At 66.4% G+C, this 19,629-nt stretch carries 17 protein-coding genes, 1 tRNA gene and 1 riboswitch; of the genes, 16 read left to right on the top strand and 2 right to left on the bottom strand.

Features of this window, described 5'->3' with window-relative positions:
• Positions 1–2 precede the first annotated feature (2 nt).
• Positions 3–788: a WecB/TagA/CpsF family glycosyltransferase gene (locus tag HMPREF1478_RS00895; RefSeq protein ID WP_016460207.1), complete on the top strand. Its 786-nt coding sequence runs from the start codon at positions 3–5 to the stop codon at positions 786–788.
• Between the two features lie 799 nt (positions 789–1,587).
• Here HMPREF1478_RS00895 and HMPREF1478_RS00890 read toward each other — a convergent pair.
• Complete coding sequence (locus HMPREF1478_RS00890) at positions 1,588–2,283, bottom strand: sugar transferase (RefSeq protein WP_016460206.1); 696 nt, start codon at positions 2,281–2,283, stop codon at positions 1,588–1,590.
• 309 nt (positions 2,284–2,592) lie between these two features.
• Positions 2,593–2,677, top strand: a riboswitch (ZMP/ZTP riboswitch).
• A 39-nt stretch (positions 2,678–2,716) separates the two neighbouring features.
• Here HMPREF1478_RS00890 and glyA point away from each other — a divergent pair.
• From glyA to HMPREF1478_RS00875, 3 genes are all read left to right on the top strand, one after another.
• Positions 2,717–4,000, top strand: coding sequence for a serine hydroxymethyltransferase (gene glyA / locus HMPREF1478_RS00885; protein ID WP_016460205.1), 1,284 nt, complete (start codon positions 2,717–2,719; stop codon positions 3,998–4,000).
• Between the two features lie 2 nt (positions 4,001–4,002).
• Positions 4,003–4,911, top strand: a complete 909-nt coding sequence (locus HMPREF1478_RS00880; RefSeq protein ID WP_016460204.1) for a bifunctional methylenetetrahydrofolate dehydrogenase/methenyltetrahydrofolate cyclohydrolase — start codon at positions 4,003–4,005, stop codon at positions 4,909–4,911.
• Positions 4,912–5,041: 130 nt separating this feature from the next.
• Positions 5,042–5,869: an exodeoxyribonuclease III gene (locus HMPREF1478_RS00875; protein ID WP_016460203.1), complete on the top strand. Its 828-nt coding sequence runs from the start codon at positions 5,042–5,044 to the stop codon at positions 5,867–5,869.
• Between the two features lie 410 nt (positions 5,870–6,279).
• Here the strand turns inward: HMPREF1478_RS00875 and HMPREF1478_RS00870 are convergent, their stop codons facing one another.
• Complete coding sequence (locus tag HMPREF1478_RS00870) at positions 6,280–6,828, bottom strand: 2'-5' RNA ligase family protein (protein ID WP_016460202.1); 549 nt, start codon at positions 6,826–6,828, stop codon at positions 6,280–6,282.
• 124 nt (positions 6,829–6,952) lie between these two features.
• Between HMPREF1478_RS00870 and galK the strand changes: the two genes are divergently transcribed.
• The 12 genes from galK to HMPREF1478_RS00810 all read left to right on the top strand — a co-directional run bounded on the left by galK (position 6,953) and on the right by HMPREF1478_RS00810 (position 19,613).
• Positions 6,953–8,200, top strand: coding sequence for a galactokinase (gene galK / locus HMPREF1478_RS00865; protein ID WP_016460201.1), 1,248 nt, complete (start codon positions 6,953–6,955; stop codon positions 8,198–8,200).
• 101 nt (positions 8,201–8,301) lie between these two features.
• Positions 8,302–9,165 carry an SGNH/GDSL hydrolase family protein gene (locus tag HMPREF1478_RS00860; protein ID WP_016460200.1) on the top strand — a complete coding sequence of 288 codons (864 nt, stop codon included), beginning with the start codon at positions 8,302–8,304 and terminating at the stop codon, positions 9,163–9,165.
• Positions 9,155–9,757, top strand: coding sequence for an aminoacyl-tRNA hydrolase (pth, locus tag HMPREF1478_RS00855; RefSeq protein ID WP_016460199.1), 603 nt, complete (start codon positions 9,155–9,157; stop codon positions 9,755–9,757). Before HMPREF1478_RS00860 ends, pth begins: the two co-directional genes overlap by 11 nt.
• 57 nt (positions 9,758–9,814) lie before the next feature.
• Positions 9,815–13,399, top strand: a complete 3,585-nt coding sequence (mfd, locus tag HMPREF1478_RS00850; protein ID WP_016460198.1) for a transcription-repair coupling factor — start codon at positions 9,815–9,817, stop codon at positions 13,397–13,399.
• Positions 13,400–13,459: 60 nt separating this feature from the next.
• Positions 13,460–14,053 (top strand): hypothetical protein, encoded by a 594-nt coding sequence (locus HMPREF1478_RS00845; protein ID WP_016460197.1) that lies wholly within the window; start codon positions 13,460–13,462, stop codon positions 14,051–14,053.
• Positions 14,054–14,237: 184 nt separating this feature from the next.
• On the top strand, positions 14,238–15,515 hold the full coding sequence (eno, locus tag HMPREF1478_RS00840) for a phosphopyruvate hydratase (RefSeq protein WP_016460196.1): 1,278 nt from the start codon (positions 14,238–14,240) through the stop codon (positions 15,513–15,515).
• 107 nt (positions 15,516–15,622) lie between these two features.
• Entirely contained in the window at positions 15,623–16,372 is a 750-nt protein-coding gene (locus tag HMPREF1478_RS00835; RefSeq protein ID WP_016460195.1) for an FtsB family cell division protein, read from the top strand.
• Complete coding sequence (locus HMPREF1478_RS00830) at positions 16,369–16,878, top strand: DUF501 domain-containing protein (RefSeq protein ID WP_016460194.1); 510 nt, start codon at positions 16,369–16,371, stop codon at positions 16,876–16,878. Before HMPREF1478_RS00835 ends, HMPREF1478_RS00830 begins: the two co-directional genes overlap by 4 nt.
• 60 nt (positions 16,879–16,938) lie before the next feature.
• Positions 16,939–17,907 (top strand): Ppx/GppA phosphatase family protein, encoded by a 969-nt coding sequence (locus HMPREF1478_RS00825; RefSeq protein WP_016460193.1) that lies wholly within the window; start codon positions 16,939–16,941, stop codon positions 17,905–17,907.
• 53 nt (positions 17,908–17,960) lie between these two features.
• Positions 17,961–18,034: transfer RNA gene (locus tag HMPREF1478_RS00820), tRNA-Leu, on the top strand.
• A 156-nt stretch (positions 18,035–18,190) separates the two neighbouring features.
• Complete coding sequence (locus tag HMPREF1478_RS00815; protein WP_016460192.1) at positions 18,191–19,177, top strand: Bax inhibitor-1/YccA family protein; 987 nt, start codon at positions 18,191–18,193, stop codon at positions 19,175–19,177.
• A gap of 37 nt (positions 19,178–19,214) precedes the next feature.
• The gene (locus HMPREF1478_RS00810; RefSeq protein WP_016460191.1) at positions 19,215–19,613 is read left to right on the top strand and encodes an FKBP-type peptidyl-prolyl cis-trans isomerase; all 399 of its coding nucleotides are present in this window, start codon (positions 19,215–19,217) and stop codon (positions 19,611–19,613) included.
• The last annotated feature ends 16 nt before the right edge of the window (positions 19,614–19,629 follow it).

Raw genomic sequence — 19,629 nt, 5'->3', positions numbered from 1 at the left:
CCATGACTGACCAGTCAACCTCCGCCGACGGCCCGGACTACCCCGAGGCCGCCGGCGAGGTCGGCACTCTCGCCGACCCCGCATTCGACGCCATGGCCCAGCGCGTGCTCACCAGAGGGCACGCCACCACATGGCTCAACCACTGGTCCCTCTTGCACGCCGACTTCCGTGCGCTCGCGCGCATGAACACCGTCGGCTTCGACGGGACTCTGCTGCAGATGCGCCTGCGCGCGGCCGGTCACGAGGTCTCTCGGACCTCCGCCGACCTCGTCCTGCCGCACGTGTTTGACCGCCTCGATGACGGCGCCCGCATCACGCTCATCGGTGCCGTTCCCGAGGCCGGCCAGGCCGCAGCTGAGCGCCTGCACCGATTCGACGTCCAAGTCATCGATGGGTACGAGGGGCTCCGCCGCTTTAAGGCGGATCCGTCGGTGCTCACCGCCTTCGACCCGCGACTCGTCATCGTCGGCCTGGGGGCTGGCCTCCAGGAAGTGGTCGCGTCCGTCGCGCTCGGACTCGTGCCCGAGGCCTCCGTGTGCACCGCGGGTGGATGGATCGACCAGTACGCGCGAGCGGCCGACGACTACTTCCCGGACTGGGTGCACGCCGCCCGGCTCGGTTGGGCGTGGCGCATCGCCCACGAGCCCAAGCGCCTCACCAAGCGCTACACCGTCGAAGCACTCGACTTCGTCGCGCACGCCCCCGAGCTCATCTCCCGGCTCGAGGCCATGGGTAGCTTCGACGATCTCGGACTCGTCGTTGGGCCTCGCTCCGACGCGGAGGAATGACGTCGACGCTGTTCACGCGAAACTGTCCATGAGACATTTCGCGTGAGTGACTGCCACGGAGGCCGGCCCTGCGGGGTCGGCCTCCGTTGTATCCATTGCTGGGCTGCTATCGATTGCTGGCATGTGGTGGTCTCCGCTGACGCCCAGCGCTGCTTGTGTTCTGACAGGTCCCTCGTCGATGAGGGAGTCTGCGCGCACGTGGATAGATGACGAGCATGCGGATAGGTTATGAGCATGCGGATAGCTTATTAACCTATCCGCATGTCGATAACCTATCCATATCGTCATAACCTATCCGCATCGTCACGATGGATCCGCCCAGCCTGTGAGCAAGGCAGGTTGATCGCGAGGCTGGTCTTGGTCGGTTATGCGTCTCGAAAACTGGGCGCCAGCAGGGTCCGCGCGGTGTTCAAAACCCTCAGGTCAGCCCCTCTTTCGTGCATGAGCGGTGGTCGGCTTTCGGGAGCGTTCAAGGGGTGTGCGCGGGGGTGGGGCGTGGTGCTGAACGTGTCTCAAAACGCTTCCGAATGGATGCTTAAAAAGGGTTATGCAGTGAATGAGGTGCCCGCAGAATGCCTCGTATGTGCCTGACGATGATCTCTGCGAACCGGGGGTGAGCGGCTGCATCTCGATAGGTGTCACACTCCCAATGACGCTGTGACCCGCAGTGATGTGGCCATGACGGAGGTGTATCGGATCGCGATGATGGCGCCCATGGAGTTTGTCGGTGCCGCCAAATAAAGGTGTGGCCCGAGCCGATCGGCTCGGGCCACACCCAATCACACACAGAGAGAAAGGCTTAGTAAGCGCCCTCGGAACGCAGCAGCGCGGGAATGGTCTGGAGCATGATCCACGCGTCAAGGGTCAGAGAGCGGTGCTGGGCGTAGGAGAGGTCCAGGTGGACGGTCTCATCCCACGAGAGATTCGAGCGGCCGGAGATCTGCCAGAGGCCCGTGATGCCGGGGCGCACGGCGAACTTACCCATCACGCGGGGCTCGTACTGAGCAACCTCGCTGGGGAGCGGGGGGCGCGGGCCCACGAGCGACATGTCGCCACGCAGGACGTTGAACAGCTGGGGAAGCTCGTCGATAGAGGTCTTGCGCAGGAAGGAGCCGATGCGTGTAATACGCGGATCGTTAGCCATCTTGAACATGATCGAATTTCCGGCGGAGGAGTCTGCCTCATTGGCCTCCATGAGGGAGGCCTTGAGCTCTTCGGCGTCCACCCGCATGGTGCGGAACTTATACATGGTAAAAGTCGTTCCATCGAGGCCCACGCGCTCCTGCTTGAAGAAGGCGGGGCCGCCGTCGTTGAGGCGCACCATCAGGGCGACGATGATCCAGAGTGGCGTCAGCAGGATAATGCCGATGAGCGCAGCGAAAAAGTCGCACATGCGCTTGATCGCATTGTCGGCGGACGCGGCAAGATCCGACGCGTGCTCGAACGCGAGGGCCGTCGAGGCGGCCCGTGCAGTGGGCTTCGTCAAAGTTGTCATCTGTGCGTCTTCCTTCTACTTCCTCAAACTCAAATGCTGCATGTCGGTTAGAACGGCGAAAACCGCTCCAGACTGGGAGAGTTACTAGGTAAATGCTCCCGGCGCAACTCAGTCACCGTTAGGTGTTAACCCTAGTCTATCCATATGGTTAGCTTGGTTGCTAACCAAAGGGTTAAGTACAAGCGAAAAAACGCTGTGATTTCGTGCACCTGGCGAGTTGTGCACGCGCGATCGGAACGTGCCGTGACCGGCTGGTAGCTTGCTGACACCTTGGCAGAATGCGTAGAAAACCGCCGAGAGATAAACTGATGAGCGTGTCGTGACTGGCGAATAGGTGGGCCACCACCGGGGAGCGACGCGTCGGCATCGATAGCCGCCCGCCTGGGCTAGAGGCCACTGCCAACCATCATCGGATGATCAATAGGAGAACCCCATGGATTCCCTCAATGACATGACACTGGCCCAGCTGGATCCTGAGATTCAGGCCGTCCTGGACTCCGAGCTTGGCCGCCAGCGTGACACCCTCGAGATGATCGCCTCGGAGAACTTTGTTCCGCGCGCCGTCCTCGAGGCGCAGGGCTCGGTCCTCACCAACAAGTACGCCGAGGGCTACCCGGGCCGCCGCTACTACGGCGGCTGCGAGTTCGTGGACGTTGCCGAATCGCTGGCCATCGAGCGTGCGAAGCAGGTCTTCGGCGGCGACTACGTCAACGTTCAGCCCCACGCGGGCGCGCAGGCCAACGCCGCTGCCCTCATGGCGATGGCGAACGTCGGCGACCCGATCCTGGGCCTGTCCCTGGCCCACGGCGGCCACCTGACCCACGGCATGCGCCTGAACTTCTCGGGCAAGCACTACAAGGCTGTTGCCTACGAGGTCGACCGCGAGACCATGCGCATCGAGCCCGAGAAGGTCCGCGAGGCGGCCCTCGCCGAGCGCCCGCGCGTGATCATCGCCGGCTGGTCCGCCTACCCGCGTCACCTCGACTTCCAGGCCTTCCGCGACATCGCGGACGAGGTTGGCGCCGCCCTCTGGGTGGATATGGCTCACTTCGCCGGCCTCGTCGCCGCGGGCCTGCATCCGAACCCCGTCCCCTTCGCCGACGTCGTGACGACGACGGTCCACAAGACCCTGGGCGGGCCTCGTTCCGGCATGATCCTGTCCTCGCGCGGCGAGCAGTGGGGCAAGAAGCTCAACACTGCCGTGTTCCCCGGCCAGCAGGGCGGCCCCCTCATGCACGTAATCGCCGCGAAGGCCATCGCCATGAAGGTCGCGCAGACCGAGGAGTTCAAGGATCGCCAGCGCCGTACTCTCGAGGGCGCGCAGATTCTTGCGGAGCGTCTGGGTGCGGACGATGCGAAGAAGGCTGGCATCAAGCTCGTCACCGGCGGCACCGACGTCCACCTGGTCCTCGTTGACCTCGTCGAGTCGGAGCTCAACGGCCAGCAGGCCGAGGATCTCCTGCACGAGGTCGGCATCACCGTCAACCGCAACGCCGTCCCCTTCGACCCGCGTCCGCCGGCCGTCACCTCGGGCCTGCGCATCGGCACCCCCGCCCTCGCGACGCGCGGCTTCGACGCCGAGGACTTCACCGAGGTTGCGGACATCATCGGCACGACCCTGGCCCAGGGCGCGTCCGGCGGCAACGTTGAGGTGGACGCCCTGCGCGCTCGCGTCAAGAAGCTGACGGACAAGCACCCGCTCTACGCCGGGCTCTGATCGTGAGGGCTCCCTGGGAAGGCCCCGCAGGGGTCCTGGATGGAAAGGCGACAGCTGCCGCGATCAAGGCGGAGCTGAAGGAACGCGTTGATCGTCTGCGCGAGGCCGGGGTCGTCCCGGGCCTCGGCACGATCCTCGTGGGCGAGGACCCCGGGTCCGTCGCCTACGTCGCCGGTAAGCACCGTGACTGTGCGGAAATCGGCGCTGAGTCGATCCGTGTGGACCTGCCTGCCGACGCCACGCAGGAACAGGTGGAAGCCGCGATTGATCAGCTCAACGCGGACCCTGCCTGCACGGGCTACATCGTGCAGCTGCCACTGCCTCGCGGGATCGACACGAACGCCGTTCTGGAGCGTATCGACCCCGCGAAGGACGCGGACGGTCTGCACCCGATGAACCTCGGGCGCCTCGTCCTGCGGGGCTCGGGTCCCATTGACTCGCCCCTGCCGTGCACGCCGCGCGCGGTCATTGAACTCATGGAACGCCATGGGATCGACCTGGCCGGCAAGAACGTGTGCGTCGTCGGCCGCGGCGTGACCGTGGGTCGTTCGATCGGCCTGCTGCTCATGCGCAAGGAAGTGAACGCGACGGTCGACGTCTGCCACACGGGCACGACCGACCTGGCTGACCACGTGCGTCGAGCGGACGTCATCGTGGCCGCGGCGGGATCCGCAGGGATCATCACGCGCGACATGGTGGCTCCCGGCGCTGTTGTCCTCGACGTCGGCGTGAGCCGCGTGCAGGGCGAGGACGGCAAGGCCCGCCTGATGGGCGACGTCGCGGACGGCGTAGATGAGGTTGCCAGCTGGCTGAGCCCCAATCCGGGCGGCGTCGGCCCGATGACGCGGGCCCTCCTCGTGACAAACGTCGTCGAGGCGGCCGAACGCCAGGCGGGAGTCAGCGCGAACTGACAACGGCGCGTGGCCTCGGCGAACGTGGAGGTCGCGCGACAATGCAGCGGAGGCGCGGTGAGGATATCCATTCCTCGCCGCGCCTCCTCGTTCCTCTAGACTGAAGAAAAACTCGCGTAAGGAGAAAACGATGACCCTGACGGTGACGACCGTGAACCTGAACGGCATCCGCGCCGCCCATAAGCGTGGCTTCCTCGACTGGCTGGAGGGGAGCGACACGGACGTGCTGCTCATGCAGGAGGTGCGCGCGCCGGAGGAGATCTCCCGCGAGATCATGGGCGATGCCTGGGACAGCGTGTGGGTTCCGTGCCGCATCAAGGGGCGCGCGGGCGTCGGTGTGGCTGTGCGGAGGGGGCAGGCGAGCTTGGAGGGTGAGCCTCGCCTGGTCCTCGACGATGCTGAGACGGACGTGGATTCGGGCCGCTGGCTTGAAGCCGTCGTGCGCCCCGAGGGCGGCGACACCCCCGTGCGAGTCGTCTCGGCCTACTTCCATTCGGGCGAGAAGGATACGCCCAAGCAGGAGGCGAAGATGGCGCACTTGCCGCGCATCGGTGCGCGCATGGCGGAGCTGCTCGCCAAGGAGGCTGCTGGGGGAATCTCGTCGCTCGTGTGCGGTGACTTTAACGTCGTGCGCTGCGAGGCTGACATCAAGAACTGGAAGCCGAACCACAACAAGCGAGCTGGCGTCCTCGATGAGGAGATCGCCTTCCTGAACCAGTGGGTGGAAGACGGCTGGCGCGACACCGTGCGCGACCTGGCCGGCGACGTGCAGGGGCCGTACTCGTGGTGGTCGTGGCGCGGTCAGGCGTTCGTGAACAACGCGGGCTGGCGCATCGACTATCAGTACGCGACGCCGGCCCTGGGGGAGCGTGCGCGCTCCTTCGAGATCGGCCGCGCCGACGAGTACGCGGAGCGCTTCTCGGATCACGCGCCCGTCTCGGTGACCTACGAGATCTGACGTTTCATCGACGAGGCCGTGGCTGGCCCAGGACTATCGGGTTCTGGGGCGGCCGCGGCCTTTCGTGTCCGTGGGCGGCCTGGTCTGTGGTCTGTGGCACTGTTTCTCAAAATTTCGCACGTAATTCGATTGGGTGAAGTTTCAATATTCGCTGGAAACGTTGCAATTCCAACAATCTGAATTCAATCTTTGAATAAGGTGCGTGGGAATTACGTGCAATATTGATGGGGCTCGGTGCTCGCAGCGCTGAGATGGTGTCGGCGTGGAGGGCGCCGGCGGGGCTGCAGGGCCTGGCCGGGCTTCGAGCCGACGCGCCGAGCGAAGCTCGCGGCGCGGACGGTGAGCGGGCGGGCGGGCCCGACGGCGCCCGGAACGTCGGTGGGTGAGACGCGGGTTGGGCGGGCAGGGAATCAGTGGCCGGAGGCGTCAAAGTCGAACAGGGCCATCGAGGAGTAGATGCCCGAGGGGTCGATGCGGTCCAGGCGGAAGCCGGGGACGATCCACGACGCCTCGACGGTTGCGCCGATATCGAGGGCAAGATCCAAGGCGATGTCGTCGACGTCTTGCGCCAGTGTGACGTGCGGGTGATAGGGGAAGCGCGTCTCGTGGTCGAGGGGACCTGAGCGGATCTCTTCGGCGAGGTCTGTGCAGTCGCGTGCGCCTTCGGCCAGTGTCATGAATGCGACGTTGGAGATGGGGCGGAAGGAGTCTGTGCCGGACAGGGTCACGCGGAAGGGGGAGTGCCTCGAGGCGATGGAGCGCAAGTGGTCGATGACCTCAGCTCGCGCGTCGCGGGCGACGGGCGTCGGGGGCATCAGCGTAATGTGCGCGGGGATGCGAGAGCCTGCGAGGTCGCCGAGGCGTAGGCGCAGGTCAGTGAGCTGGGTGACCCAGGGTTCGGGGATCGCGACGACGACGCCGAGCCAGTCCTGGCCGGGGAGTCGTTGGGGGAGGAACATGGGGCCTACCTGTGTCGCGGTTGTTATGTCTCCACTGTACCGGGGTGTGCGCGATGAGGCCGCAGCGCTTGAATGGTGTGAGGGCGTTCACGTAGCCTTGTGGAGTGAGACCAAGGAGGATCTTGTGAGTGATCTCGTGTGGGCCGACGCCGTTACTCCCGATGAAGGGGCAGCGCAGGCCGCCAATCTGTTTCGTGACGCGTTTGGCTATGAGCCTCGGGGCGTGTGGAGCGCGCCCGGGCGCGTCAATATCATCGGGGAGCACGTGGATTACAACGGCGGTCCGTGCCTGCCGATTGCCCTTCCGCACCGCGCCTACGTCGCCCTGTCACCACGCCAGGATCGGACGATTCGCCTCATTTCGCCGCAGACGCGCGAGGCGATTGACGTTCTTGACCTTGACGTGATCGGCCCGAAGGGGACCCCTGGCGAGGTGACGAATCACTGGACCGCTTACCTTGCGGGTGTCGCGTGGGCCCTCGAGCAAGCCGGGTACGGGCCCCTGCCCGGTTTTGATGCGGCCCTGTGGTCGTGTGTGCCCCTGGGTGGTGGCCTCTCGTCGAGTGCTGCGCTTGAGTGTGCGACTGCGGTTGCCCTCGATGAGGTGTGCTCGCTGGGCCTGGCGGGCACGGTCGAAGCCCCCAACGACGAGGGACGCAAGGTCCTCGTGGACGCTGCGCGCGTCGCGGAAAACCAGGTGGCGGGCGCGAATACCGGAGGGCTGGACCAGACGGCCTCCCTGCGCTGTCGTGAGGGGCATGCATTGGCCCTCGATTGTCGCGACATGTCGACGCGCCAGGTTCCCTTCGATCTGGGTGCGGTCGGCCTCGAGCTCCTCGTCATCGACACGCGGGCCAAGCATTCGCTGGCGGACGGCCAGTACGGCTCGCGCCGCGCGGACTGTGAGGAGTCTGCGCGCATCCTGGGGGTGGACCAGCTCGTGGACGTGACCGACCTGGACGAGGCCTCGGCTGCCCTCGGTGATGAGCGCTTGGCTGCGCGTACGCGCCACGTTGTCTCCGAGATCGCGCGTACGCGCGCATTCATCGAGCTTCTCGACGAGGGGCCGCTGGAAGGGACGCGCCTGGCGGTCGCGGGTGCGCTCCTCAATGATTCGCACGACTCGCTGCGTGACGACTACGAGGTGTCCTGTGAGGAGCTGGACGTGGCCGTGGAGGCGGCTCGCGCGGCGGGCGCTCACGGTGCGCGTATGACGGGAGGTGGCTTCGGTGGCAGCGCGATCGCGCTCGTCGATGCGGATGCCGTCACAGGTGTTGCGCAGGCCGTCGCTGCTGCCTACGCCCAGCGTGGATGGGAGCCTCCACACTTCATCCGATCCCTCCCGGGAGCACCCGCCGGACGTCTCGGCTGAGCGATCTGTGACAAACCGAGGGGCCGGTGCTTCAGCATTTGAAGCACCGGCCCCGGCCTCGTTACACTGAGAGACAGCACAAACGAGGGAAGGACACTTCGATGGGGATCAGCAAACGAGCATGGCAGGTAGCGGGCGCGGCAGCCGGCGGCGCGAGCCTCTTCGGCGGTGGCCTGGCGATCGGACGCCTCCTGCGGCTGGATTCCCAGCGCGGTGACTACCGCAAGGCCTGGGAAGACCACAACCTGGCGACCCTCGACCGCCTCCGCGAGTGTGATGAGCACCCCGAGGGCGAGCGTCCCTACCTCATCGTCTCCCTCGGCGATTCGTCCGTGCAGGGAATGGGGGCCTCGCGCATCACCGAGTCCTACCCGGCACGCCTCGCCTCGGCCATCAACGCCCAGCTAGACCGCGAGGTCCTGCTGCTCAACCTCTCCCTGTCGGGCGCGACCATCGAATCTGTCGAACTCACCCAGATCCCGCAGATGCGCGGCCTGGGCCTCCTGGACGGCCCCTACAGCCCCGACCTGGTCACGCTGACCATCGGTGGCAACGACGTGATGGCCGAGGACATGGCACCCGGACAGTTCGAGGAGCGCCTGCGCCGCGTTCTCGCCTCCCTGCCTGCTGACGCCCTGGTGTCCACCATCCCCTCTTTCGGCATCATGCCGCAGGAGAGCCGCGCGCAGGACATGTCCGACCGCATCGGCGCCGCCGTTGCCGACAGTACCGCCCACCTGGTTGACCTGCGTTCTCTCACCCAGGAATACTCGCTGCCGACCTACACCTTCGCCTACCACGCGGCGGACTTCTTCCACCCCAACTCGGCGGCCTACGCCAAGTGGGCGCAGCTCTTCGCGGACGCGTGGGCCGAGTCCCGACGTGAGGCAGCCCCCGTCGTCGAGGACGCTCCCCAGTGGGACATGCTCTCGGCGCGGGTGGCACAATCGGAGTATGACGACTGACGGACCGTGGCTCGTCGTCGGGTTAGGTAACCCCGGCGCGCAGTATGCCTCCACTCGACACAATGTCGGGTACTTGACCCTTGACGTGCTCGCCTCGCGCGGCGGTGCGACCCTGACGTCGCATCGTTCGCGTACACACACCGCCGATGTACGCCTGGGGATCGGCCCCGGCGGCGTGCCCGGCCCCCGCGTGGTCCTGGCCCGCTCCGACAGCTACATGAACACGTCCGGCGGGCCGATCAGCGCCCTCGCATCCTTCCTGAAGATCCCGCCCTCGCGTATCCTCGTCATCCACGACGACATGGATTTGCCCGCGCACACGCTGCGCCTCAAGGTCGGCGGGGGAGAGGGCGGCCATAACGGCCTGAAGTCCCTCAGCCAACATCTGGGCACGCGCGACTACGCTCGCCTGCGCATCGGCGTGGGGCGCCCGCCGGGGCGCATGGACCCTGCTGACTACGTGCTGGGTGCTCTGCCCGCTAAGGAGCGCCCCGACTGGGACGTCACCTTCGAGCAGGCCGCTGACGTCGTCGAAGACATCGTCACCAAGGGATTCGCTCCCACCCAGATGGCCCTGCACACCGGGTCCTGAACAAGGTGACGCCCCACGTTGGGCGCCGCCGTGCACTCTCACCGCGAAAGGCAGCGCGTGCTACTCACCGGACTCCTCCCGGACATCTCCACTGATCCCGCGATCGAGACGGCCACCGACTCCATCGAGGCGGGCCGCTCGGGCACAATCGTTGCTCCCGTTGGCATCAGGCCGCCCCTCCTCGCGGCCGTCGCCTCGCGCGCGGCCACGCCGCTCGTCGTCCTTACGGCCACCGGGCGTGACGCTGAGTCGCTGACCAACGCCCTGGCCTCGTGGATCCCGGGCGTCGCCATGCTGCCCGCGTGGGAAACCCTGCCCCACGAGCGTCTGTCGCCCCAGGTCGACACGATGGCGCGCCGCATCGCGGTCCTGCGCCGCCTCGTCCACCCCATCGAAGGGGATGAGAGCGCGGGCCCGCTGTCCGTCCTTGTCGTGCCGATCCGCGCCTTCCTCCAGCCGATCATCTCAGGCCTGGCGGACCTCGAACCCGTGCGCGTGCGCACCGGCGACATCCTCGACCTCACCGACGTGACGAACCGACTGGCCGAGCTCGGCTACGAGCGCGTCGACATGGTCGAAGGCCGCGGCCAGATGAGCGTGCGCGGCGGCATTCTCGACGTCTTCCCGCCTCAGGAGCCTCACCCGCTGCGCGTCGAACTGTGGGGCGACGAAGTCGACGACATCCGCGCCTTCTCCGTCTCCGACCAGCGAACCCTCGGCGAGGCCACCGACGGTCTGTGGGCCGTGCCCTGCCGCGAGCTCCTCCTGACCCAAGCCGTGCGCGCCCGCGCCCGCGAGGCCGCCGACCGCCTGCCCGGCGCCGCTGAGATGCTGACCCTCGCCGCCGAGGGAATCGCAGCCCCCGGCATTGAATCCCTCGCCCCGATTCTGGTCAGCGGCATGGAATCCCTCCTCGATCTGCTGCCCGCGGGATCGCCGATCCTCGCCTCCGACCCCGAACGCATCCGTGCCCGCGCCGCCGACCTGGTCGCCACGACCGAGGAGTTCCTCGCCGCCGCGTGGAGCGCCGCCGCAGGAGGAGGCGACACCCCGCTCGAGGCCTCCAAGGCCTCGTTCCTGGACCTATCCGACCTGTGGGGGAGTGGCACGCGCCCCTGGTGGGAACTTACCGACCTGCCGCCCGCCGACCTCGCCTCCGCGATCGACGAGGCCAAGGCCGACTCGCCCTCAGCGGACGGCCCTGCGCCCGTCGTCGTCTCGCCCACCCTCATGCGCGTGGGCGCCCGAGACGTGCACCCCTACCGCGGAGACTTCGCCCGAGCCGCCGCCGACCTCACCGACCTGGCCCGCGACGGCTGGCGCATCGTCGTCACCACCGAAGGCCCCGGCCCGGGTCGACGCATCCGCTCCATCCTCACCGACGCCTCGTGCCCGGCCGCGCTCGCGGACAACGTGGAAGCGCGCCCCGACCCCGGCCTCGTCACGATTACGACCGCGCAGGCGGGCGTCGGATTCGTCGCGCCCCACCTCAAGATCGCGATCCTCACCGAAGGCGACCTCACCGGACGTGCCGGCGCATCCACGCGCGACATGCGACGCATGCCCTCGCGCAGGCGCAAGGGCGTGGACCCGCTCACCCTGCATCCAGGGGATTACATCGTTCACGACCAGCACGGCATCGGACGCTTCATCGAGCTGGTCTCCCGCACAATCGGGCGTGGGGATGCCGCCTCGACGCGCGACTACCTCGTCATCGAATACGCGCCCTCCAAGCGCGGTCAGCCCGCCGACCGGCTCTTCGTCCCCACCGATGCGCTCGACCAGATCTCGAAGTACACCGGATCCGACGAGCCGTCCCTGACCAAGATGGGCGGCGCCGACTGGGCGAAAACCAAGGCCCGCGCGAAGAAGGCCGTCAACGAGGTCGCCAAGGAACTCATCCGCCTGTACGCCGTGCGTCAGCAGACGAAGGGCCACGCCTTCGGCCCCGACACCCCCTGGCAGCGCGAACTCGAGGATGCTTTCCCCTACGTCGAGACCCCCGACCAGCTCGTCACCATCGACGAGGTCAAGGCCGACATGGAAAAGCCCGTGCCCATGGACCGCCTGCTCACCGGTGACGTCGGTTACGGCAAGACCGAGATCGCCGTGCGCGCTGCGTTCAAGGCCATTCAGGACGGCTACCAGGTCGCGGTCCTCGTACCCACGACCCTGCTGGTCACCCAGCACGCCGAAACCTTCGCCGAGCGCTACGCCGGGTTCCCCGTACACATCGGCACCCTGTCGCGCTTCTCGACGCCGAAGGAAACCGAGGAGGTCAAGGCGGGCTTGGCCTCGGGCGAGGTCGACCTGGTGATCGGCACCCACTCGCTGCTGACCGGCACCGTCTCCTTCAAGAAGCTCGGCCTCGTCATCATCGACGAGGAGCAGCGCTTCGGCGTCGAACACAAGGAGACCCTCAAGGCCCTGCGCACCGACGTGGACGTCCTGTCCATGTCCGCCACCCCCATCCCGCGTACCCTCGAGATGGCGATCTCCGGCATCCGCGAGATGTCGATTCTCCAGACCCCGCCAGAGGAGCGACAGCCGGTCCTGACCTTCGTCGGCGCCTACACGGACGCCCAGGTCAGCGCCGCGGTCCGCCGCGAACTCCTGCGCGACGGACAGGTCTTCTACGTGCACAACCGCGTTGACTCGATCTCCTCGGTCGCCGCTCATATCTCTGAGCTGGTCCCCGAGGCGCGCGTGCGCACCGCTCACGGCAAGATGAACGAGCATCAGCTTGAGGCCGTCATCCAGGACTTCTGGAACCACGAGTTCGACGTCCTCGTGTGCACGACCATCGTTGAAACCGGCCTGGACATCTCCAACGCGAACACGCTTATCGTGGACCGCGCCGACGTCTTCGGCCTGTCCCAGCTTCACCAGCTGCGCGGGCGCGTCGGACGAGGCCGCGAACGCGCCTACGCGTACTTCTTCTACCCGGGCGACAAGGCGTTGACCGAGACCGCGCACGAGCGCCTCAAGACGATCGCCGCGAACACCGAGCTGGGTGCGGGCCTCGCGGTTGCCCAGCGCGACCTTGAGATCCGAGGCGCCGGCAACCTCCTGGGAGGGGCGCAGTCCGGCCACGTCGAAGGCGTCGGATTCGACCTGTACGTGCGCATGGTCTCCGACGCGGTCGCCGCCTACCGAGGCGACGCTCCGGCTGAGAAGACGGACGTGCGCATGGATCTGCAGGTCGACGCGCACATTCCCGACGGCTACGTGCGCGGCGAGCGCCTGCGCCTCGAGGTCTACGCGAAGATCGCGGCCGTCTCCACGCCCGAACAGGAAGCGGACGTGCGAGAGGAACTCGTCGACCGCTACGGTCCCATCCCACCCCAGGTCGACCTGCTCTTCGCCGTCGCACGCCTGCGCGAGATCGTGCGCCGCGCTGGGATCACGGAGATCGTCACGCAGGGCAAGTACCTGCGCGTCTCCCCGGTCGAGCTGCGCGATTCCCAGGTGATGCGCCTCAAGCGCCTGCACCCCGGAACGGTCATCAAGGCCGCCGTCCGCCAGGTCCTCGTCCCGCTGCCCCTCACGTCGCGTGTCGGCGGCTCACCGCTCACCGACGGCCCGCTCCTGGAATGGGTGGAGACTCTGGTGACCAAGATTCTTGTGCCTTTTGGCGAGTAGTGCCTGTGGTGGAATACACTGGTCCTATTGCGTCGCAACACATCTGAGGAAGGAACGCTCGTGCGCTACACACGCCAGCTCGCCACCGCCGCCCTGATCGTGGCCGCAGGACTGGGAATGGGGGCATGCTCCGCCCATCCCGGCGCTGCCGTCGTCAGCTCGTCCGGCTCGTACTCCAACGAGGAGGTGGCGCAGGCCGCCCAGCAGATGTCTGTGCTCATGAGTGGCCAGCAGATTAGCGATTCGCAGATTCGCTCGCAGCTCGTGAACCTGCCGCTTCTGGAGGCCGCCGGTGCCTCTGTGGGCGCAGAAGTCTCCGACGAGCAGATCGACCAGATTGCCGCGCGCGCATCCGAGCAGCTGGGGGATCAGTCTCTCGGCACGCTGGGCCCCGCCACCCGCGCGACCGTGAAGTCGATCCTGCTCACCCAGAACCTCAACCAGGTCGCGCAGGCCAATCCCTCGGTCGTGCCACAGCTCAACCAGGTCATCGCTGATGCCCGCGACAGCTCCGACGTGCGCGTGAACCCGCGTTTCGTCCAGCCCTCGCTGGGCGGAGCGCAGGGTGCGACGACGCCGATGTTCGGCGATGCAGTCTCCGGTCAGAAGGACAACAACCTGGCGTCGCTCATGGGCGGCGGCAGCGCCAACTGACGGACGTGTGAGTATTCGCTCACAGTGCTCTCGGCAGGGACTAATGTCGCTTGTCCGGGCACAAAAGTCGGGGCGAAAGCCCCGCACCACACAACGTCCCCCTCGCCGGGGGTGACCACATATGGCGGTCCGTATTACCGTTGTACTGACCGCTTCCACGCAACAACATCGATTGGAGAATGACGTGGCAGTTATTGAAGGCATTGGTGCACGCGAGATCCTCGACTCGCGCGGTAACCCGACCGTTGAGGTCGAGGTCGTCCTCGAGGACGGCACCGCTGCGCGCGCGTCCGTTCCCTCCGGCGCGTCCACCGGCGCGTTCGAGGCCGTCGAGCGTCGCGATGGCGACAAGGGCCGCTACCTCGGCAAGGGCGTCCAGGACGCCGTCGACGCTGTCGTCGAGCAGATCGCTCCTGAGCTCATCGGCGAGGAAGCTGACGATCAGCGCTACATCGACCAGGCCATGATCGACCTGGACGGCACCCCCAACAAGGGCAAGCTCGGCGCGAACGCCATCCTCGGCGTCTCCCTCGCCGTCGCCAAGGCCGCCGCGAAGTACGCGGACCTGCCCCTGTACAAGTACCTGGGCGGCCCCAACGCTCACGTCCTGCCCGTCCCCATGATGAACATCCTCAACGGTGGCTCCCACGCGGACTCCAACGTTGACATCCAGGAGTTCATGATCGCTCCCCTCGGCGCTCCCTCCTTCCGTGAGGCACTGCGCTGGGGCGCCGAGGTCTACCACACGCTCAAGGGCGTCGTGAAGGACCGCGGCCTGTCCACCGGTCTGGGCGACGAGGGCGGCTTCGCCCCCAACCTGGACTCCAACGCCGAGGCCCTGGACCTGATCGTCTCCGCGATCGAGAAGGCCGGCTTCAAGCCGGGCGAGGACGTCGCCCTGGCCCTGGACGTTGCCTCCTCCGAGTTCTTCAAGGACGGCCTGTACCAGTTCGAGGGCGAAGGCCGCTCGACCGAGTACATGGTTGAGTACTACGAGAAGCTCATCTCGAACTACCCGCTGGTTTCCATCGAGGATCCGCTGGATGAGGACGAGTGGGATGCTTGGAAGGCCCTGACCGCCGAGATCGGTGGCCGTGTCCAGCTGGTCGGTGACGACCTGTTCGTCACCAACCCCGCCCGCCTGAAGAAGGGCATTGAGCTGGGTGCCGCGAACGCGCTGCTCGTGAAGGTGAACCAGATTGGTTCGCTGACCGAGACCCTCGACGCCGTCGAGGAAGCGCACCGCAACGGCTACCGTTCGATGACCTCGCACCGCTCCGGCGAGACCGAGGACACCACGATCGCCGACCTGGCCGTCGCCACCAACTCCGGCCAGATCAAGACCGGTGCTCCCGCTCGTTCCGAGCGCGTGGCCAAGTACAACCAGCTGCTGCGTATCGAGGAGCAGCTGGGCGAGGCCGCCGTGTACGCCGGCCGCTCTGCCTTCCCTCGCTTCAAGTGAGTCTAGGCAACTAGCCGCATAGCTCCGCGCGGGCCCGCAAGGGTCCGCGCGGAGTTTTTTCGGCGTGGGGATCAGCTAAATGTGTCGATGTAGGGCACGATAGAAGAATGGCTAGTCGTCGTCCTTCCTCCCGCCCCTCCTCGCGTCGTCGCTCCTCCTCGTCGGAGGCGGCGCGTACGACTCGTGAGATTAACGCGGAAAAGTCGCGTCAGCGCAGGGCTGCCGCAAAGGCCGCGAAGTCCTCGAAGGGAGCCGAGGCCTCGGCGAAGAAGCGCGTGAAGGCCACGAAAGAGAAGCGGCAGGAGGGTGCCGGTCGCCGTTTCTTCCGCTCTGAGAGGCGCGCGGAGAAGAAGACGTCGACGCGACCGACGGGGGAGGGACGTTCCATCCTGTCGATCGGTGGCCTCGACGTGTCCACGCGCCTCGTCGTCGTTTTGACGGTGGCGGCGATCCTGTCCGTCATGCTTGTGCCCAGCCTGTACCAGTGGTGGCAGCAGGAACGTGAACTGGCGCAGATTAAGGCCCAGGTTGCGGAGCAGCAGCAGAAGAACGCCGACATGCAACGACAGCTGGATCTATGGAATGACCCCGACTACATCTCGACGCAGGCGCGCGAACGCCTCGGATACGTTCGCCCCGGTGAGACTCAATACACGGTGGTGGATCCGGGGCCGCAATACCAGGATTCCGCCTTGACTGCCGCCGCGGCCTCGACTGGACCGGCGCGCCCCTGGGTGCAGCAGCTCGCTATCCTAGTGGGGAAGGCGGATCAGCCGCCCACGACGACGCCCATCCCGTCGGCTGACACCAGCCAGTCGGGACAGGCGACGACCACCGGCCAAGAAAGCGGAGAATGAGCCTCGTTAACACCACCGACGCCACCGAAGAGGACCTGGAGGTCCTGCGCAGCCAGCTTGGGCGCGTGCCCCGAGGAGTTGTCGGTATCGCCGCGCGATGCGTGTGCGGTCGGCCCACTGTCGTGGCCACTGCGCCGCGCCTGCCCGACGGGACGCCGTTCCCCACGACGTACTACCTGACGCACCCGGCTGCCGTGAAGGGTGCCTCGACTCTTGAGGCCGAGCACGTCATGGAGACCTTCAACGAGGAGCTGGAGCAGGACGAGGAGCTGCGCGCCGCCTACGCGCGCGCCCACGAGGCATACATCCAGGCGCGCCTGTCCCTGGGTGACGTCCCCGAAATCTCGGGCGTCAGTGCGGGCGGTATGCCCACGCGCGTCAAGTGCCTGCACGCTCTCGTCGGGCACTCCCTGGCCGCGGGTCCCGGCGTCAACCCGATCGGTGATCGTGCGCTCGCGATGCTCGCAGAGCGCGGCCTGTTTTCCACCGAGCGCTGCTCCTGCTGAGCGGCCCCACTAACGTTCGCCCCGGCCTCGTCCGGGACACACACGACCAGAAACGAAGCGATGACCCGCGTAGCTGCCATTGACTGTGGAACCAATTCGATCCGACTGCTCGTCGCCGACGGGCATATTGATGAAAGCGGTCGCCCGCACCTCGCCGACCTGACCCGACAGATGCGCATCGTGCGCCTGGGGCAGGGCGTGGATGCGCGCGGCTACCTGGATCCTGCGGCGATTGAGCGCACGGTGGAGGCTACGGTCGAGTATCAGCGCATGATCGAGGCCCTGGGTGCGACGAAGACCCGCTTCGTGGCGACCTCGGCGACGCGCGATGCTTCCAACAGCGCGGATTTCGTGCGTCAGATCAAGGCTGTCATCGGCGTGGAGCCCGAGGTTGTCGTCGGCACGGAGGAAGCCTCCCTGTCCTTCAATGGCGCGGTGAGCGGGCTCGGTGAGTCTGTCGCCGCCCCGATGCTGGTCGTCGACATCGGCGGTGGCTCGACTGAGCTGGTGCTGGGCGCGACACGCGTCGAGCAGGCGATCTCGATCGACATGGGTGCCGTGCGCGTCACCGAGAAGTTCTTCTCCGACGTGGACCCCACCGGCGGCGTGCCCGCTGCGGATCAGGAGCGAGCCATTGCATGGATTGATGAGCAGCTCGATCGCGCCGAAAAGTCCGTGGATCTGGCGCGCGTGCGCTCCCTCGTGGGTGTCGCGGGCACGGTTACCACGCTGACCGCTCAGGCGCTTGGCCTGACCTCCTACCAGCCCGAACGCATCCACGGCGCCCGCTTGAGCGCCGCGCAGTTCGAGGAAGCCGTGCGTTTCATGGTCGATCAGCCGACGTTCGTGAAGGCCTCCCTGGGCTTCATGCCTGAGGGCCGCGAGGACGTCATCGCCGCCGGCGCGCTCATCTGGAGTCGTATCGTGACGCGCGTGCTCGACCGTGCCAAGGCTGCCGGGCATCCGATTGAGCAGGTCGTTACCTCCGAGCATGACATTCTTGACGGCATCGCTCAGGCGATGATCTGACGGAGCTTGAGGCGAGCGCCAGCCTCCCGTAGGCTGGACCTGCGCCCGGGCGCGCCCCCGTGGCCCAATTGGCAGAGGCAACCGACTTAAAATCGGTGTGTTGTGGGTTCGAGTCCCACCGGGGGTACTGACGGCAGGCCTTATCGACGAGGCTGGGGATCGGTGCGCGCACACCTGACCTCGCGTGGACGCCGGGTTGCGCTGCGCGCATAATGGAACGTTTCCCACTTGTGGGTGCCACGTGCGACACTAGTGGCAGCACATCACTGACCAAGGAGGAAATATGGCCAACCCGGTGATGAATTCGATCGTGAAAGACTGGTCGACCCAGCAGACGACTCCCGCCGGATACCCGGCGATGCCGGGGTACCAGCCCGCCTCGCAGCAGGCGCCCAATCCCTACGGCGGTTCGATGAACCCCTACGCGCAGGGCGGAGTCGGCGACGCCGCGCAGACCACCTATCCGGCGCCCCAGGGAGCGCCCGTGTACGGCGTTCCTCAGGACCATCAGGGCGCTTATAACGATTCCATGGCCTCCTACGAGGCAATGATGAACGCTCCCGCCGCCGACGCGGTGGACCGCGGGACGATGACCTTCGACGACGTCGTGGTCAAGTCCATCATGTGCTTCGGACTGCTTCTCGTGGGTGCGACGGCCGGGTGGATGACGGGCATCGTTGCGATGGACGTCGCGCTGGTGTTGTTCTTCGCCTCGTGCGCTGTGACGCTGGGCCTGGCGATCTTCATCCAGTTCTCGAAGAAGATTCGCCCGGGTGCCATCGTCACCTATTCCCTCATTGAGGGCTTTAGCCTCGGCGTGATCTCCTACACCTTTGAGTCCTACTTCCCGGGTATCGTGATCAGCGCGGTTCTGGCGACCCTCGTCGTCATCGGCACGACCTTGGCTGCCTTCATGCTGGGCTTCGTGCGTAACTCGTCGACGCTGACCCGCGTCGCGGGCATCGGTTCCCTTGCTTTCTTCTTCTACTACCTCGTCACCTTCGCGCTGTCGGTGAGCGGCATGGTGAACATGCGGGCCGTCAACAGCATCACGGTTTTCGGTATTCCGCTCGGCGTCATCATCGGCGTTCTCGCCGTCTTCATCGGCGTGCTGTGCCTCGTCCGTGACTTTGACGCGGTGAAGGTGGGCGTCGCGAGCAACGTGCCCGTGAAGTACGCGTGGCTGTGCACCTTCGCGATCATGACCGACGTCATTTGGATCTACCTTGAGATCCTCAAGATCCTGTCCTACCTCATGCGCCGCAACTGAGGCGCCGCTCCACCGATTTACCTCAAGGAAAGACACCATGGAAAACATTTCTGTGACCGGCGAATTCGGTCGTAAGCCCGTCCTCGCGTTCGATGGCACTCCGTCCGGCGAGCTCGTCGTCGAGGTCCTGCACGCTGGCGACGGTCAGGTCGTCGAGGCCGGCGACACGATCACGTGCCACTACTACGGTGCGGTCTTCGGCTCGAAGAATGACTTCGACAACTCCTTCGACCGCGGCGGCGCCCTGTCGTTCCAGATTGGCGTGGGCATGGTTATCCCCGGGTGGGATGAGGGCCTCGTGGGCAAGCGCGTGGGTGACCGCGTTCTGCTGTCCATCCCCGCCGAGCTCGGCTACGGCGAGCGCGGCGTCCCGCAGGCGGGTATCCCCGGCGGCGCGACCCTCGTGTTCGTCACCGACATCCTCGGTGTGAACTGATCTCGTTGTTGACGGG

It is taken from the genome of Actinomyces sp. HPA0247 (genome assembly GCA_000411415.1).
GTDB lineage: Bacteria > Actinomycetota > Actinomycetes > Actinomycetales > Actinomycetaceae > Pauljensenia.
The sequence above is the reverse complement of the archived record's forward strand: the minus strand, read 5'-3'. Positions and strand labels throughout refer to the sequence as shown.